The sequence below is a fragment of the Leptolyngbya sp. ST-U4 genome, from assembly GCF_039962215.1.
Taxonomy (GTDB): Bacteria; Cyanobacteriota; Cyanobacteriia; order Elainellales; family Elainellaceae; genus Leptolyngbya_A.
The window spans coordinates 93,310-108,635 of sequence record NZ_JAMPKZ010000011.1; the positions used below are offsets into that span (position 1 = coordinate 93,310).

The 15,326-nt window shown below is 48.5% G+C and carries 14 protein-coding genes and 1 CRISPR repeat array; of the genes, 8 read left to right on the forward strand and 6 right to left on the reverse strand.

Features of this window, described 5'->3' with window-relative positions:
* Positions 1–58: 58 nt before the first annotated feature.
* The 4 genes from cas7i (at position 59) to cas2 (ending at position 3,690) form a co-directional block, all read left to right on the forward strand.
* Complete coding sequence (cas7i, locus tag NDA02_RS16820; RefSeq protein ID WP_348255377.1) at positions 59–985, forward strand: type I-B CRISPR-associated protein Cas7/Cst2/DevR; 927 nt, start codon at positions 59–61, stop codon at positions 983–985.
* On the forward strand, positions 982–1,611 hold the full coding sequence (gene cas5, locus NDA02_RS16825; RefSeq protein WP_348255378.1) for a type I-MYXAN CRISPR-associated protein Cas5/Cmx5/DevS: 630 nt from the start codon (positions 982–984) through the stop codon (positions 1,609–1,611). The genes cas7i and cas5 overlap by 4 nt, the downstream gene beginning before the upstream one ends.
* 90 nt (positions 1,612–1,701) lie before the next feature.
* A complete protein-coding gene (gene cas1 / locus NDA02_RS16830; RefSeq protein WP_348255379.1) occupies positions 1,702–3,387 on the forward strand; it encodes a type I-MYXAN CRISPR-associated endonuclease Cas1 in 1,686 nt (561 codons plus the stop codon).
* 9 nt (positions 3,388–3,396) lie between these two features.
* Positions 3,397–3,690 carry a CRISPR-associated endonuclease Cas2 gene (cas2, locus tag NDA02_RS16835; protein ID WP_348255380.1) on the forward strand — a complete coding sequence of 98 codons (294 nt, stop codon included), beginning with the start codon at positions 3,397–3,399 and terminating at the stop codon, positions 3,688–3,690.
* Positions 3,691–3,951: 261 nt separating this feature from the next.
* A CRISPR array of direct repeats spans positions 3,952–5,693; the repeat unit is 36 nt; unit sequence GTGATCTAACCTTAGATGCCGTTAGGCGTTGAGCAC.
* 6 nt (positions 5,694–5,699) lie between these two features.
* On the opposite strand, the gene NDA02_RS16840 is transcribed toward cas2, so the two are convergent.
* The 6 genes from NDA02_RS16840 to NDA02_RS16865 are packed head-to-tail and all read right to left on the reverse strand — an operon-like array spanning position 5,700 to position 10,088.
* Positions 5,700–6,881: a hypothetical protein gene (locus tag NDA02_RS16840; protein WP_348255381.1), complete on the reverse strand. Its 1,182-nt coding sequence runs from the start codon at positions 6,879–6,881 to the stop codon at positions 5,700–5,702.
* Between the two features lie 53 nt (positions 6,882–6,934).
* Positions 6,935–7,564 carry a hypothetical protein gene (locus tag NDA02_RS16845; RefSeq protein ID WP_348255383.1) on the reverse strand — a complete coding sequence of 210 codons (630 nt, stop codon included), beginning with the start codon at positions 7,562–7,564 and terminating at the stop codon, positions 6,935–6,937.
* A gap of 55 nt (positions 7,565–7,619) precedes the next feature.
* Positions 7,620–7,787 carry a hypothetical protein gene (locus NDA02_RS16850; RefSeq protein ID WP_348255385.1) on the reverse strand — a complete coding sequence of 56 codons (168 nt, stop codon included), beginning with the start codon at positions 7,785–7,787 and terminating at the stop codon, positions 7,620–7,622.
* 25 nt (positions 7,788–7,812) lie between these two features.
* Positions 7,813–9,609, reverse strand: a complete 1,797-nt coding sequence (locus NDA02_RS16855) for a 3'-5' exonuclease (RefSeq protein WP_348255386.1) — start codon at positions 9,607–9,609, stop codon at positions 7,813–7,815.
* Positions 9,610–9,621: 12 nt separating this feature from the next.
* Entirely contained in the window at positions 9,622–9,858 is a 237-nt protein-coding gene (locus tag NDA02_RS16860; RefSeq protein ID WP_348255388.1) for a hypothetical protein, read from the reverse strand.
* Positions 9,859–9,869: 11 nt separating this feature from the next.
* Positions 9,870–10,088: a ribbon-helix-helix protein, CopG family gene (locus NDA02_RS16865; protein WP_348248360.1), complete on the reverse strand. Its 219-nt coding sequence runs from the start codon at positions 10,086–10,088 to the stop codon at positions 9,870–9,872.
* A 282-nt stretch (positions 10,089–10,370) separates the two neighbouring features.
* Between NDA02_RS16865 and NDA02_RS16870 the strand changes: the two genes are divergently transcribed.
* The 4 genes from NDA02_RS16870 (at position 10,371) to NDA02_RS16885 (ending at position 15,272) form a co-directional block, all read left to right on the forward strand.
* Complete coding sequence (locus tag NDA02_RS16870; protein ID WP_348255389.1) at positions 10,371–10,961, forward strand: site-specific integrase; 591 nt, start codon at positions 10,371–10,373, stop codon at positions 10,959–10,961.
* 239 nt (positions 10,962–11,200) lie between these two features.
* Positions 11,201–11,425 carry a helix-turn-helix transcriptional regulator gene (locus NDA02_RS16875; RefSeq protein WP_348255391.1) on the forward strand — a complete coding sequence of 75 codons (225 nt, stop codon included), beginning with the start codon at positions 11,201–11,203 and terminating at the stop codon, positions 11,423–11,425.
* A gap of 227 nt (positions 11,426–11,652) precedes the next feature.
* Positions 11,653–13,728 (forward strand): 3'-5' exonuclease, encoded by a 2,076-nt coding sequence (locus tag NDA02_RS16880; protein ID WP_348255392.1) that lies wholly within the window; start codon positions 11,653–11,655, stop codon positions 13,726–13,728.
* Positions 13,728–15,272 carry a PhnD/SsuA/transferrin family substrate-binding protein gene (locus tag NDA02_RS16885; RefSeq protein WP_348255393.1) on the forward strand — a complete coding sequence of 515 codons (1,545 nt, stop codon included), beginning with the start codon at positions 13,728–13,730 and terminating at the stop codon, positions 15,270–15,272. Before NDA02_RS16880 ends, NDA02_RS16885 begins: the two co-directional genes overlap by 1 nt.
* Positions 15,273–15,326 lie beyond the last annotated feature (54 nt).

Below are 15,326 nucleotides of genomic sequence, written 5' to 3' on the forward strand. Positions count from 1 at the left end.
TGATGTCATCAGGTATCTAGCGTACCTTTAACTTTTTCATTCAATAAGGAACCTCACAATGACTCTACATCTTTTCGGCAACGTTTTGACCGGATATGGCACTGCTGCCAATAATCGTGGCGAGAACGAAGGAAACATTACCACACTTCAAAAGATTCTATGGAAAGGAGAGGTTCACACAACTGTTTCAGCAGAAGCAATTCGATGGGCACTGCGCTACTACTGGCAAACTTCTGGCAACGGTTATGCAGTCAATCGTCAATGGGATGATGATAAAAATGATAACGTTTGGCAGAATTCAAACTTTAATGATGAAGTTTATATTGATGACGATGTTCTAGGTTTCATGAGAGCAGAAGGGGCGAAAACAGAGGCATCGGACGAACCAAAGCAGAAAGGCAAGAAGTCTGCCGCCAAAGGAACAACAACAGCAAAGCGGGGTGTTCTCGAAGTGACTCGTGCTGTTTCTACCATGCCCTATGCTGGAGATATCACCTTTAATGCAGCTAGCGGTCAAAAAGGGCGCACATCCCTTTACGGAACCGAAGTACATGCTACACGCTATCAATATGGTTTTGCACTCACACCTGACCGTCTGAAAGACAAATCTCGTGTTAGTGCCGTTCTAGATGGACTGACTGCTCTCGGTCAAGTTGCAGGTAATCATTCCCGCTTCCTGTACGACTTCTCACCCGATAGCTTGGTGCTCCGTTGGACTCATGACTTCTCCCCTCGCTGTCTCTACTGCTTTGAAGATAATGAGGAGGGTGAAATTTCTGCTCCAGACCTTATCCGACGCATTGAATCTCAGGATGTTGACCCGAAAGAACTTTGGGTTGCAGGAGCGATTGCTACTATGCCAGATGGAGAACGATTGGAAACACTAGGGGTTAATGTGCTATCAGGCATCAAGAGTGCTGTTGAAGTGCTCAAACGGCGCATTGATCACGACCTTGAGTTGCCTCAACTGGAGATGACACGATGATTGTACTTGAAGTGGAAGTGCCAATCGCCTGCTTCCGTCAATCTCGTGCCCGTGAGTATGCTGAAACCTATCCTGTTCCTCCTCCGTCAACCGTTTACGGGATGCTGCTATCGCTAGTTGGAGAGATGGATAGATATCGATACATCGGCACTAAACTAGCAATCGGTTTGCTCTCCGAACCTGCTCAATCAACGGTAATTCGAACGTTTCGCCGATTTAAGAAGAAAGAAATTAGCGATCCAGCCAATGCGCGTCCTGATTACCAAGAATTGCTGACTGATATTCACTTTGTCGTTTGGGTCACTACTAACAGTTTGTCTAACTCAGCTACCCTGTGGGAACGTTTACACCAAGCATTTCAAGACCCAGTTACCATTAATCGCTTTAGTGGTTTGTGCTTGGGTGAAAGCCGGGATCTAGTGAATGCGGTGACACGGGTATCCGAAGAGGATCAGCCCAAGGCATTGAAGTGGTTGGTTCAAGACGAGGACGGACTTCTGACTTTGCCTGTTTGGGTAGATCACGTAGGTTCGCAAGGAACTCGTTGGCGCAGATACAGGCTACAAAACGAGTCAAACCAATGGCAGCCTCCGGAAGCTGCTTGGACTGAAATTCAGGTGCGGTAGTTGCAATTTAATCAGTGATGCCAGCAGGCGTTTTGCCTCAGATGTCGCTAGGCGATGTGATGGAAACATTGCAGTTAGGTAGATGATCTGATGGAAACGTTAAAACCTACACCCGCAATTCAAGATACTGTCCGTGTGTCAGCTCTTCATGCGCTTGCTTACTGTCCTCGTTTGTTCTATCTCGAAGAGGTCGAAGAACTTTATACCCAGGATGCTGCGGTCTTTGCCGGACGCAGACTCCATGTTGAACTTGAAAAACAAGAGGATGAAGAGTGGGAAGAACTATTTCTCGAAAGTGTTGAACTGGGTTTACGAGGTCGTGTGGATGCCCTACGAACTCGTGATGGACAAACCATTCCTTACGAACATAAGCGGGGACGCTGCCACCGGGATGATAACAACCACCCTCAAGCATGGGAAAGCGATCGTCTTCAAATTCTTGCCTATGCCTACTTGCTTGAGTCTGTTCTGGGGATAACAGTTCAGGAAGGCAGAATTCGTTATCACGCTGATAATGTGCTAGTCCATGTTTCTTTAAATGATGCAGGACGAGCTGCGGTGAGGGAGGCAATCGATCAAGCACGATTATTACGTCAATCAAGCCATCGTCCTCCGGTGACTGAAAATGAACGACTCTGTGCTCGATGCTCCCTTGCCCCGGTTTGTTTGCCTGAAGAAGCGAGACTAGCTCACGACCGCGACTGGCAACCTGTTCGCCTGTTTCCCGAAGATGACGATCGCCAGGTACTCCACATTTTAGAACCGGGAACTGCGATCGGTCGCGCAGGAGAACAGCTCAAAATTACTCGTCGCGCCAGTCAAGCTTCTGGTACAAAAACACCACCCGTTGAGAAAGTTCCAGCTCGTCAGGTCGGGCATGTTGTCCTGCACAGCTTTTCACAAATCTCCACTCAGGCACTTCATTTTTGTGCAGATCAGGAAATTGGCGTTCACCTGGTTTCTGGCGGAGGTCGCTACATTGGTAGCTTTGATACACGACAGGGCAGCATTCAGCGACGAATTCGCCAGTACACTGCTCTGAGCAATTCTGAAACCTGCCTCAACTTGGCGCGGAAGCTGGTAACTTGCCGAGGTCAAGGACAGCGTAAGCTGCTGATGCGTGGACAGCGGGGTAGAGCGGAAGTCCCAGAGGCTTTGACGAATGCGATCGGGCAGATGAAAGCGGTGCTAAAGCAAGTGCCAGTAGCAGAATCACTTTCATCGCTATTGGGGCTGGAAGGCAATCTGGCTGCTCTGTACTTTCGAGCATTACCGCATCTGATTTCCGAGGGGGTTGATCCGGCTCTGCGCTTTGACGGTCGTAATCGTCGCCCACCCAAGGATCGCTTTAATGCCCTGCTTGGCTTTGGCTACGCACTGCTGCTCAAGGACATCATGAATGCCATTTTGGTCGTTGGGTTAGAGCCTGCTCTAGGGTTCTACCATCAGCCCCGAACTCAAGCCCCGCCACTGGCACTTGATCTGATGGAAATCTTCCGCGTTCCGCTGGTGGATCTCCCAGTACTCGCGTCAATCAATCGGAAACAGTGGAATGTCAGCGAAGATTTTGAGGTGCGAGGCTCGCAAGTTTGGCTGAGTGACAGTGGACGGCGCAAGTTCGTGAGTCTGTATGAGCGGCGCAAGGAGGAAACCTGGAAGCATCCTGTCACAGGCTATTCGCTCACCTATCGCCGATTAATTGAGTTAGAGGTGCGGCTGCTAGAAAAGGAATGGATGGGGGAAGGCGGACTCTTTGCTCAGCTCATCCTACGTTGAGGTAGAGCAATGGCAGAACTGAAGCATTGGTATCTCATCGCTTACGATATCCGCGATCCAAAACGCTGGCGGCAGGTGTATAAGCTGCTCAAGGGATATGGTGAAAGTGTGCAGTTGTCGATTTTTCGCTGTCGGTTAAGTCAGCGTGAACGCGAAAAACTCCGTTGGGAGCTGGAGCAGATTCTTACATCAGAAGATGAACTGTTGCTGGCGGGACTTTGTACTCGCTGTGTCGAGCGCGTGCAGCAGTGCAATCGTCCGGGAACTTGGTCGAACGCTCAAGAAAGCTATCGGGTAATTTGATGCAAGTATTTGTGAGTGTGAGGATAGTCCAAAGGTTGAAAAGTACTCAACCTATTGTTGTATCTTCAGCTCAACTCCTGCAGGTGTATGCTCGGTGCTTGCATTTTTCAACAAACTTTATAGGACAAGAGTTTCGGTGTTGTGATTGCTTGCTATCCCCCTGCCATTGAAGTCAAGTCTGGACGATTTATTTAGGAGTAAGTTAAAGTGCTTGCAGAACTGGTTGTGGACTGCCTTCCAGCCAGGATTTTGGCAAGTGCCGTGATCTAACCTTAGATGCCGTTAGGCGTTGAGCACCCAATTTGGAACAAGGACGCGATCGATCCAGTGATGTGATCTAACCTTAGATGCCGTTAGGCGTTGAGCACATTGACAACCGATGGAAAGATTATGACCACGATCGTGATCTAACCTTAGATGCCGTTAGGCGTTGAGCACATTAGCGGTATTAACTGCGTGTGCTAGGTAAGGTTGTGATCTAACCTTAGATGCCGTTAGGCGTTGAGCACAATACAAATGAAAACGAAAACGAAAGCGTGAACGAGTGATCTAACCTTAGATGCCGTTAGGCGTTGAGCACGCGGGAACCCAGACATCATCACACCGGATTTGGGTGTGATCTAACCTTAGATGCCGTTAGGCGTTGAGCACTGGAAAGGGTGAGCCGTTTAGTAACATTTGAGGTGGTGATCTAACCTTAGATGCCGTTAGGCGTTGAGCACAGGTTTACCAGTGCACACTGGACGAACTGATCTCGTGATCTAACCTTAGATGCCGTTAGGCGTTGAGCACTAGTCCTCGATCGTGGCGTATGCCATTACTCGTTCGGTGATCTAACCTTAGATGCCGTTAGGCGTTGAGCACTCACGACTGCTTTATCTGGCAATGGCATGAACTTGTGATCTAACCTTAGATGCCGTTAGGCGTTGAGCACATGCCAGTGGGCAAAGCCAATCCCCGGTACAACATGTGATCTAACCTTAGATGCCGTTAGGCGTTGAGCACTCGTGGGACTGCCCAGTTTCAATCGAGCAATTGAGTGATCTAACCTTAGATGCCGTTAGGCGTTGAGCACAGTTTAGCGAATTCATGGATGAAGAGACGAATTCGGTGATCTAACCTTAGATGCCGTTAGGCGTTGAGCACTCGATCGCCGCCCCTGCGATGGCGAACCAGTACCCTGTGATCTAACCTTAGATGCCGTTAGGCGTTGAGCACAATTCATTCGCTCAGGAGAGGGGCGTTTTCTGGACGTGATCTAACCTTAGATGCCGTTAGGCGTTGAGCACTGGCGATGACGGTTTGGAAACAAAAGCGATAACGATGTGATCTAACCTTAGATGCCGTTAGGCGTTGAGCACAACCGCAAGATCGATCGAGCGCAAACGTCTGCAAAGTAATCTAACCTTAGATGCCGTTAGGCGTTGAACACTGAGATTAGGGAGTCTAGCGGGTTCCCCTGTACCATTGTGATCTAACCTTAGATGCCGTTAGGCGTTGAGCACTCCAAGGTCGTGCTCGGCGAAACTGGTACAACCGATGTGATCTAACCTTAGATGCCGTTAGGCGTTGAGCACACGATCGGCTTAATGGATGGATCACTTGTCCTGAGTGATCTAACCTTAGATGCCGTTAGGCGTTGAGCACTGATGAGTATCGGTGAACTCGCCCACTTCCCGACCGTGATCTAACCTTAGATGCCGTTAGGCGTTGAGCACGGTTTTGATACGCAAGCAAGAAACGTTCAAAAGCAAGGTGATCTAACCTTAGATGCCATTAGGCGTTGAGCACTCGAAGAGTATGAGCAATTGCCCGCAGATTTTACCGTGATCTAACCTTAGATGCCATTAGGCGTTGAGCACGCATCCGAACATATAGAGTTAGAGGGTGGATACTCGTGATCTAACCTTAGATGCCGTTAGGCGTTGAGCACGGTATATACACCTAACGCAGAAGCCCGTGGATTGGTGATCCAATCCTAGATGGCACTTTGGCTAGACCACTGAACCTCAGCCAAACCTTGCTAAATTCCTCGATCGCCCAATCTGCTCAATCAAATCAACCACCCGATCGACAATTGCACCTGCCGCCACTCTCTGCCCCGACGATCGCACTGTGGCAAACCTGAGCTTTACATCCTCCTGTAGAGCCTGAGACAGGGCAGCAGATAGCTCATACCGCTCATAGTCCCATTCCAACGCCGTTCGTGCTGCAAATAGCTTTTCCGCACTGGGCAGCCGATCGCGCTTCACATGACGATTAAAGCCAGGGTCAGCCGGAACGAGATTCCACAGTTCATTGATGGGATAGACCGACAAGGGCAGTAGATGATCCAGGTCGTAGGCAACACCCTGCACAATCCGTCTAGCTGTCCACGGGCAGCGGAATTCTTGACCTTCCAGCAGCAAGATTTCGATCTGGTTGTTCTCCCAGGTCAGAGGTCGGCGATTATCGGGGCGATCGGTCAGCAGGTTGTAAATCTCGCCTCGGCTCACGGGCTGCTGGGACTGCGATACTCGCTCTGTGAATAAACACCACTCATGAATACACAGAGCCTCAACCCACAATGACATCGCCTGAAAGGTTTGCCAGAGGTCAGCCGTAATCACCAGGCACACATCCTGCGCCTCCGTTCCTGGCACTGCTACGACGCGACCGCTCAACTCTTTGTAAGCAACAGGCTTTTCAAACACGGTCCAATTGCCCGGACCCGCATACTGAATCGGCATTTTGATCGTTTTGGCGATCGCCGCTAAGGTTTTGCTGTAAGCAGCCAGGAGTGAAGCAGGGTAGGTCGATCGCTTCCGTGGAATGCGGAGTTCATGAATCACCAGAAAGCCATCGGCTGCCTGAGATAGCCCTCCAGTCTGTTCTTCCCACTGCCGCCGAAATTCCGTTAAGGCAGGGCGAAACTCCATGTCATTGCGAAGCCTACCGTCTCGCTGCGATCGTTGTCCTTGGGCGATCGGTTGAGCAGAGTCAACAAAGCCCCAATAGTAAGCAACCCAATACTCAGCAAGGAGACGCAGGGGAATTGCTACATCCTGCCGATAGCTGCCCAGATCCGGAAATGACAGCACGACATCGTTAATAGCCCGCAGCAGCGCAATCTTGTAGCTCGTGACTTTGCTATCGTGCCGGAGAATAGTGCTAATAGCCTGACCTGGAGCAATATCCATTGATCGCACCATTGTTCTTGGGTTTATGGATCGTTACTTAGCTTGTCCTGTGAGTCGTGTTGTTACTAACCAGATCTCAAATGAACAACGATTTTTTCTAAGGTATGAACAATAGAGCGATCGGGCAATCCGTCACGTTTAGCCGTGTCCTTCAGCTCAAAACACGGTTTCAGTAATTCGTAGTTGTTTTGGATAGGAATTCCACGCCCGTCACAAGGACGTTTAGCAAGAACATTTCCCAGTTGAATTTGAGTTCCGTCCTGCAAAGGGATCACAATTTTGCCGAATACTTTCTCATGATGGGTAAGAATGGCATCAAGAAATTCATTAGAAGCCTGAATTAATTCAGGATTAGCACTGCGATATCCGTGAACGAGGCGATGCCTCAGGGATTCGATCAAATCCAGGTTTGGCAGCACTCTTGCTACGATGCCTGGTTGCTCAGAAAGTTCTACTCCTGTTACTCCCTTAAAGCACCTTTTATAAATTTTTTGAGTTGAAATTTTTCTAGTTCCAATTGCCAAATAAGCATCTGCAATGCGCCAACCCCTTAATCGTGTAGCAACTGCTAGCATTCGAGTGCGGTACGCCTCCCAAGTGATCCAGTACAACGCAAAAGTATGAATGCCTGCGGGGAAAACTTCGGATGAGGCTTTTGCCTGTTGTAGGAGAGAGGAAATTTCGGATGGATTCATGCTTTTGCAGAAGCTTAAAGTGTAATTTTTCCTGTTTTAAGGACGGCGGAACAGGTCAATTAGATTCATACTGAGCGATCGCCTTTTGCAGGACATCTGCCTTAATCCTGCCCTGCTCAAAGTCAATTAGCAGCTGATAAAACTGCATTACCTCATTCCCCTCGATCGCCCCTATCAACAGGAGATGTTCGATCCCTTTGGCAAATTGCTTTACTGTCGTCATTTGCGCTATCCCCAGAACACTCGTTTTAAGCTACCCGATCTAATGCCGCTTCAAGCTTTCTCACAAAGACCGATTTCTGATGACAGGTTATGATCAACTGCTCGATCGCCCGTGTCATCGCGACATACAGTAATCGCGTCTCATCGGTTAAATCCTTATCCTGATGAGGCACATAGCCTAAAGCTGGAATACAAACCACTCGATACTCTAGTCCTTTGCTGGAGTGCATAGTGATGAGCTTAATGGAATTCTCCTGTGGCTTATAGTCCCGGCTCCTGCGGTCTTTCGTGACCCACTCTAGCGGCATCTGCGATCGCCCGAAGGCTTTCTCAAGGGCTTCAGCCGTCCAGCGGTGACGGTAAATGATCGCCATCTGCTTCCAAGCAACGCCCCCAGCATGAAGCGTTTGGAGCCGATCGATCAGGTAGGTCATCTCTTGTTTAAAGCTGGACAGGTGGATCAGTTCAGGCTTTGCCCCATGTCTGCCTGCGCTTTCTGGCAGGATTAGCATCGGCTCATCGTCGTTGTCTAAACCTGCGGTCGGAGTGAGAAAGTCTTTGGCAAACTCATAGGCAGCAGTTAAAACTTCATAGGTGTTTCTGTAATTGATTCTGAGAACGGTTGTTCGCCCTCTCGCCTGGATACCCAATGGCGCAAAGCTAACCTTCCTGCGCTGCGTACTGCCCTTTAAGTTCTGAGCATCGTCATACAGCAGGAGTAGTGAGTTTGTCTCTGGATCAACCATCTGTACCACTAACTTCAGCCATTCCGGGTCAAAGTCATGCCCTTCATCGATCAGGACAGCCCCATACTGCCCTGTGGGAATTTTCCCAGCCTCGACCGCCTCCATCACCTGCTGAACCTGCTGCTGAAAGAAGGCACTTCCGGCATATTGATTAGGGTCAGGCAACGGAATGCCATATTGCCTCAGTAGGTCCGCACACCATCCATGAAAATGGCGCACTTTCACCCGATTGCCTAAGCCCTTCTCGCGCATCATCTGCCTGAGCCGAGCGGCAAGCGAAATGTTGTAGCACAGTACCAGAATTGGCTTTGTCATTTGTTCAGCAAGGAACTGACAGCGATAGACTAGCACCAGCGTTTTGCCAGATCCAGCGACACCATGCACAATTCGATGACCGCTCCCCAGCGATCGGGCAAGCTGCTCTTGTTTGAGATCCATCACCTGCTCTTGAGTCAGCCGAATCTCAGGAAATAGATGCCAGCGAATGCGATCGATCTGCTGCGGAGTTAGCCTATGGTCAAAGTTATAGTGGCTCATATCCCACAGCCGTTGCTGAAACTCCAGCACATCCACGCTTTCGTAGAATTCGTCCTGGCAGATGACGAGCTGTGCCGGAAACACCCGATCTAAGCCTGCTCCTTCAAACTGTCTACGCGTAATGCTAGTGAATACCACACCATAAGCGTATGGGCAGATCAAACTACCCTGATGTTTGCCTGATGGCTGCTGGAGCAGCGGATCACGTTCGAGGGCATTCTTAACGGCAAAGGCATATTTCCTGGCTTGTTCGAGGGGATGGTCAACAGACTGAATGCCGTTGTCAGTCAGCAGAGTAATGGACGTGCGATCGGCTTGCTGAATAGTATCAAGCTTCCAGTCTTTAACTTCCAGGATGAACAATCCCCGGTCGGGCTGCAGAATAATGAAATCGGGACGCAGCCGCTTCTTACCGATCGGAATGTCGTACCACAGCAAATAATCGTCTTCTAGTTTTTGCTGAAGCCGTTCTGCAAAGCGTCGTTCTCCCGCAGTCATGCGCTGAGAGCAGCTATTGAAGGCAGGAATCAGCGTTGCCATCTCCTCTCGCTCCTATCTTGCCTCACAGCCAATGCCGTCATTATCGCTATCAAACCGATGGGGATCATCGCCTACGACTCTGAAGTTCCGGTGAGAGATGTTTTTGCAATCTAAGTCCGGTGGTGCTGGCGCAATACAAACATCTGGATAAGAGGGATCACAGTTCGATTGTGCCTGGATAGGCTGGACATTACTAACGAAAACGACAAAGGTAACGATCACCAGAAGAAAATACAGCAATGTTTTCATGATGTTTAGAGCTAAACCAATTGCACTAACTTGTTAACCTTTCGTTCCAGCGCGGCTACCCGCTTATCGAGAGAGTGGGCAGACTCTGGTGTATTGACGTTCAAATAGGCAGCCAGAGCTTCCCGCAACACATCACTCTGAGACTGTCCCGTTTCCTGACATAGAGTTTGTAGCTTGTCGAAGATCAGATGAGGAACACGACCCCCCACGACGGGTAACTCTCCCTTCATGCAGTTAACCTCTGTCAACGCTGTTAACGGTTATTACTCAGCATTCCCACTCCTTTCAGGAATTTACACTTCGTAAACTGAGTTAACGCTGTTGACGGAATAGGGGCAAGCGATCCAGAACAATCACCTATTCGCAATTAGGTGAGGGTCATTTGCAATAAGGGGGGAGGAATTTTCTGATCTCTGGGGCGATCGACGGAAGAATGAGGGTTTGAGGGCTGTAGTTGACGATTTACCATTTCGTCAAGTAGTTTTAGGGGTGGTAGTAAAGCTGTACTCGTGATGCTAACCTCCCTCAACTTTGAGATTGATCTGGGTAATGTAGAGCGATCGGGGAAGATCAGCGGGTATGGTCAGGCGAAGGTTTTAACGGATGAGGAATTAACCCTGCTGTTTCGGGATGGCTTTCAGACCCAGCGCGATCGGGCGTTGTTTTCGATTTGCTTCTTTACAGGCTGTCGGATCAGTGAGGCGTTGCAGCTCAGGGTTGAAAACTTGAAGGGGGGACTGGTGACATTTCCGAAGCGGGTGGTGAAGGGAAAAGTGGCTACCAAGCAAGTTGAGATTACTCCGGTGCTGCAAGTATTCCTGGATGCTTATCGCTTGGGGGAGGAGGGCGATCGTTTGCCTCAGCAGGGGTATTTGTTTCCAGGGCGGCGCGGCTCTAAGTCTGGTTATCTGACGAGGGCGAGGGCAGATGAGATATTGGGGGAAGCTTGCGATCGGGTGGGACTGGAGGGAGTTTCGACCCACTCATTCCGGCGGACGTACATCACGAAGCTGCGGGATAAGGGATACTCGCCTGCTCAAATTCAGAAGCGGACAGGGCATCGGCGGCGGGAGAATTTGATGCACTATTTCGATCGGATTTGAGGATGGGGGCAATCACCATTACCGAGGAGGTTTCAACTCAAATATGCGATTGGCAGCAGTAATTCTACACAAGGAGTTAGTTAGGAGATTGGCTGGCAGGACAGTTTTTGCAAACTTTATCAAAAATCATTAATCAGGAATGCATAGATAAACTTCTCGCTCCTCAGCGGATTTTCCGTTCTCAAGTCGCAAGAGGGGCTATTAGATTTGTTATATCAAATGTCATGTTCCATTAAATTGTGTCAAATTCATCGGACATTGCGGATTTGGTACTTGAACTGCGTCAACAATTAGGGCTAACTCAAGAAGAGCTGGCAGCTCGCTTGGGAGTTTCTTTTCCAACGATTAACCGTTGGGAGAATGGACGGAATAAACCATCTCGTATCGCTGTAAAACTCATTCGAGGCACGCTGGAAGAGATGGGAGAACTCGGTCAGGAACTGCTGAGTAAATATTTCACGTAATTATTCATGCTCAGTTCGCGATCGACCTTTGCTCATAGCCTGTATAGGCATGTACAGGGTATGCAACTATGTGTGAGCTAACTTTTTGTGAGTATTCATTTAGCATCCAGTTTCTGAGCACATCACTCAGATCGTTGTGATCTTGATGCAGCTTCTAACCTACTTGCTGGAATTCAGACGAGCTTTATAGAGCTTACTTATTTCACCGATCGCTCAACATCCAAATTATGACGAGTGCAGCGCCCTACGCGGTATCAGTTACAGAAACTTTTCTCAATGACCTTCTATGTTTGCCAGCAGCAGTCAGCAGAAATGTACCCAAGAAAGTTAGGGCAATTCAGCGTGATCCGATTTCGGCTGATCAGGATGCTAAGAAAATTGGTCACAAAACCTATCGCACTCGGTTAGGAGACTACCGGCTTGTTTACGCTGTGGGACAGAAATGGGTGAAATTACTCTGCATCGGACATCGCTGTAAGGTTTATCAGGACCGCAAAATAAAAAGTTTACCCGTTCAAATTGATGGGATAGATGACGAAATTTTTCCCGACGCAGAGCAACCTTTTCTCTCTATAAAGCCGCCTAAATTTTTCCAAGAATCTTTCCCTCTTTCTGACCAGCATTGTCCACTCACTATTAGTTTGTCCCTGCTAAAATCCTGTCGCATTCCTGAATCTTACTGGGCAGTTCTTCAGGAAGTAAAACAGGAAGATGACCTACTATGTGCTCCTGTTCCAGACGAGTTACTGAATCGAATTCTCGATGTGCTTTTTCCAAAAGCCCTCAATGAGATTATGGAACAGCCAGAACGAGTTTTGGGTGATCCTGACGCCCTGGACCGTTTTTTTAAAGGTGGAATTTCCAGCTTTTTGCTGAAATTAGACCCTGAGCAAGAACGACTGCTGGATTTAGAGTTAGATGAACCAATTCTGGTTAGAGGTGGTCCTGGAACGGGTAAATCTGTTATGGCAGTTTACCACATCAAAAGGCTAGTCGATCAGGGCTTCACATCGATTCTATTAGCAACGCACAGCAGTTCCTTTTGTGCCTACGCAGAGCAATTGCTAGAGAAACTATTAGGGAAGTCGCCCAGCACTTACAACATTGAGATTACAACGGTCAAATCCTTAATCCACAAGCATTATCTCAAGTTTAACGAGCGCCCAGTTCACCCTACGTTTCAAAACGCTTTAACCCTGTTAAAGCAAGCATTCGAGGCAGCAGAAGGCTCTCCTCCTCAAGGAGTGAAGTGGACGGATTGGTCAATGCGGGCGAGCAGGCTTAAAAGGCTGGATAAGGAGTATTTGCTTGAAGAGATCACAGAAGTTATTGAACCAAGCTGTCTGACTGCTGTTGAATACACGACCCTCGATCGTAAGGGACGGGGCACAGCCATTCGGCTCAAGGATCGTGAGTTTCTGTGGCACGTAATGCAGGAATGGCATACGCAACTTGGACGAAACAATTATGTTAGCCAGGGACAAATGAGCTTGAAAGCACTTGAGCTGACATCGAGAGAATCTAGCAAAATTTTTCAGTATCTCGTTTTGGACGAGGCTCAAGATATCTCCCCGGTTGATTTCAGGCTTTTGCTTAATTTAGTTAAATCTTCCTCTCACGTTTATATGACAGCAGATGAAGCCCAGGCGATTTTTAGACGCGGATTTAGTTGGAGCCGCATCTATCAAATTCTGGGTACAAAGAAGATTCTTAACCTGAACTGCAACTACAGAAACACAGAACAGATTTCGTCAGCCTGTGGAACTGTCCTGGACAACATTAACGACAACCCTTCCAAGCAGCAGGGAGAAAAACCGGAATTTGCGATCGCTGCTGACATTGAAGAGGAAGCTCAAATCATCAAAGCCTTCCTGCTAGAAGCTGCACAGAAACATCGGATTTCGCTTTGCGGTGCTGCCGTTCTGTGTGCTAGTCCTCAGTTAGCAGTACATTATGCGGAACAACTTCAGGCGGTTGGGTTAAATGCCCAGCAGGTTAAAGCGGGTGAGATTAGCCTTGATGCTCCCTACATCAAAGTGCTGACTCTGACTGACGCGAAAGGGCTAGAGTTTCCGATCGTTGCGGTTGCCGGATTGCAGGAAGGCAAATTTCCCTATGGATTGGAAATGGTGCCAGAGGAGGAGAGAGACATTGTGCTATCTCAGCAGCGCCGGCTGCTCTACGTAGGGTGCTCTAGAGCCATGAAAGCATTGCTCGTTACGGCTTTGGAGGAAAATCCGTCTCGATTTGTTGACTTGTTAAGAGAACCCCTCTGGCAAGAAAGATTCAGGAGTCCAGTCTGATGCCTAAAAAATCTTTGGTTTTTAGGAACGCTCTTCCGTCTAGCTCGGCTGAATGGAGAGCACTAAGCCAACGGCTTGCTCATCGCGAAATTTGCCTTGATTTCACAGGAATCGACTCAATCAGCGATCGTGACCTTGACGACTTGTTGAGTGCCGTGCCTCGTGAGTGGGATTTTTCTGAGTACGAAGGTATCATAGCAATAGATTCGCTCAGTTCATCGATGGATGAATCGCTACATCAGGCGATCGAGCGCAGAAAGAATGCGGTCTCTTTAACTCCCTTAAAGCTTGGTTTAAAACCTGCTGTTCCACCGCCAAAACCAGCACCCTTTCGCTCGCCATCACTTCGACCTTCTCTAGTGGGAGGTGCAGCTTTAGGACTGCTGGCTGTTACAGGAGCGTTTACGCTCTTTAAAGCTTATACCTTCTTCACTGGGTATCGAGTTAGCCAGCAACGGGTCGTAATTGGAGCTGTGAACGCGAGTAATAGCTACAAGACGCTCCAAGCTTATCTGGAACAAAAGCTCGTGCCTGACGATTTCTGGAAACATTTTCGGGGTGAGCAGGTTCAGGTTGCCATTGACGCTGGCACACCCGAACGCGACCTAGCCTACCCTCAAGCTATCAGTCTCGTGAACGAGCATCAATGGGATGTTGCGTTTGCTTATTCCCCGATCGTGGGGATAGCAGCAGAAGATGCGGGTTATGAAACGATCGGTGTTATGTTTCCAGGTCAGGGACAATATCAAGCGAGCATCTTTGTCAGCAAAAATAGTTCTATCCAGTCCCTTGACCAGATTAACGAAAAACATACTGTTGCAATGGGAGATTTCTTCTCCGCCTCCAAATTCTATATGCCGTCCTATGAATTCTACGGAAGACGGATAACAGTACTATCTAATATCCCGACTCAGGAGATTTTTAACTTAGTTCGCAAAGGTAAAGTTGATATTGGAGTTGGCATTCTAACCAAAGAAGAGTCTGACTTCCGAGTGCTGAAGCAGAGCAGAGATATTCCTAGCAGTGGTGTTTACCTGTCACCCAAGTTAACAGCGAGTGACCAGCAAGAACTGAAAGCGGCACTGTTAAATGCACCTGAAGAAATCAAAAGCAGGAAGCAAGCCAACTATGGCAAGGGAGAAAAGCCAGATTTTGAGTACTTTCGAGGAATTGTCCGGCGAGTGCAGGAAATCATGGCCTGCAGTGATTTTCGGAAAAATCCAGTTGATTTCTTCTGTGGTCCAGCTCAAACCGCCGTCCGTATTGAGGGGAGAATTAATGGTGTTGAGCAAAAGGGGAATGACTACTATGCAGTGGTTAATCAATTCAACGGGCAAATCTGCCCGCTTCATATCACTGATGAGGTTTTGAAGGGGCTTTCCATTGTGGATAGTGCCTTCAAGCTCCAAGGGTATTATGTAGATGCGATCGCTGCCGTACCAAAAGGAAGTCAGTGTACTAAACAAACCCCCGTTGAAATCTTTCAGCCAAACCAGATTGAGTTATCACGAAGACTGGATGCAGACCGGGGCAGTGGCTCGTAGAGTAGCTTTTCAGGAGACGGAAAGCCTTGAAGCTAATCTCATTGAATTTGGACT